At 64.2% G+C, this 1,766-nt stretch carries 1 protein-coding gene; it reads right to left on the bottom strand.

Translation table 11 applies throughout. The features are described 5' to 3' along the window. Positions 1 to 1,766: peptidoglycan D,D-transpeptidase FtsI family protein (locus tag VZ95_RS12975; protein WP_198148281.1), on the bottom strand; the 1,766-nt coding region annotated here is incomplete at both ends.

The raw sequence follows: 1,766 nt of genomic DNA, 5'->3' as shown, positions 1-1,766 counted from the left end.
GGAACGCTCGGCGTCAGCGGGGCTGCGGCGGGCGTTGCCATCGGGTTCGGTTTCACCGCGCGCGGCCCCGTTCCGGCGAGATCGACGGCCAGCGCGGCCTTTACCTCCGGCGCATTGGCGTCATAGGGCTCGACGCCCAGCAGCGGGCCGATGCGGGCGATAATCTTGCCGCCCGTCGGCGCGGCATTCCACCCGGCGGTGGAGAAATTATAGGTTTCCTTCAGCCCCTTCGGCTCGTCCAGCATCGCCATGACCATGTAGCGCGGATTATGGATCGGGAAGCCCGAGACGAAGGAGGTGATATTGGCGTTCTTGCGGTAGCCGCCGCGCGCGCCGATTTTTTCCGCCGTCCCGGTCTTGCCGCCGATCAGATAGCCCGGCACTTCCGACTTGCGCGCGGTGCCGCCGGTGACGACGAGGCGCAGCAGCTTGCGCATGGTTTCCGAGGTTTTGGCGCTGATAACGCGCGTGCCGTGGATGGTAACGCCCTCTTCCTGCTTAATCAGCGTCGGGCGCACGTAAATGCCGCCGTTCATAACGGCAGAAGCCCCGGCGGCGACCTGAAGCGCGCTCACCGAAAGCCCGTGCCCGAAGGCAATCGTCATTAGATTGATCGGCCGCCACGGCTGCGGCACCTGGGGGCGGCCGATTTCGGGCACTTCGAACTTCGGCGGGGCAAGCATCCCCATTTTATCCATAAAGGCGCGCTGGCCCTGCACGCCCACATCTTGCGCCATTTTGATGGAGCCGATGTTGGACGAATACATGAAGATTTCCGGCACCGACATCCAGCGCGGAATCGGGTGATCGTCCTTAATCGTGAAGCGGCCAATCGAAATCGGGCGGGCGGCATCGTAGCCGCCGCTGACCGACACCGTGCCGTAATCGAGCGCCATCGCCGTGTTAAAGATTTTGAAGGTCGAGCCCATTTCGTACACGCCGAGCGTGATGCGGTTGAAACGCGCATCGTCGGGCGAGCCGCCGGGGTTCGACGGGTCGAAGTCGGGCAACGAGACCATGCCCAGCACTTCGCCCGTGTAAATATCCATCACGATTCCCGCCGCGCCAATGGCTTGGAACTTCACCATCGCCGCGTCGAGTTCCTGGCGCAGGATATGCTGAATGCGCGTATCGATGGACAGCGCCACCGGCTCGCCGCCCGCGCGCAGGCGCTCGTTTAAGCCTTTTTCGACCCCGGCCAGACCGTTGCTATCCACGTCCGAAAAGCCGAGCACATGGGCGAGCAAGCGGCCTTGCGGATAGAGGCGGCGGTCTTCCTGCTGGAATTGGATACCGGGAATGCCGAGCCGGTTGATCTCATACTGTTGGCGCGGCGTTACATTGCGGCGGATATAAACGAAGCTGCGTTCGGGCGCGGCCAAGCGCTCGCGGATCTGCTTTTCGTCGATATCGGGCAGGACGGAGGCGAGCTTGCGCGCCACGCTCGCCGGATCGGTGATTTCCTTCGGATTGGCGTGGGCCGACGCGGTTTGGATCGAGGTTGCGACCAGCAACCCGTTGCGGTCGACAATATCGGCGCGGTCCAGCTTGTCTGGGCGGGCGGCGCGGGCTTTGCGGGTTTCGTCGGTCGCGGGGAACAGCGTCACATCGGCCAAGCGCACGCCGACGGCCCCGAAGGCCAGGGCGAAAAACGCGCCGGTAACGATCAAACGCGTATGGGCGGTCTCCACGGCATGCTTGCCGGGACCGCCCAATGTGTAAGTGGCGCGCAGGGCGCGCAGGAAGAGAGCGCCCGCGCTCATGGC

Source organism: Elstera litoralis, from assembly GCF_000963705.1.
GTDB classification, from domain to species: domain Bacteria; phylum Pseudomonadota; class Alphaproteobacteria; order Elsterales; family Elsteraceae; genus Elstera; species Elstera litoralis.
Note: the sequence above shows the minus strand (reverse complement) of the source record. Positions and strands in the feature narration are given on the sequence as shown.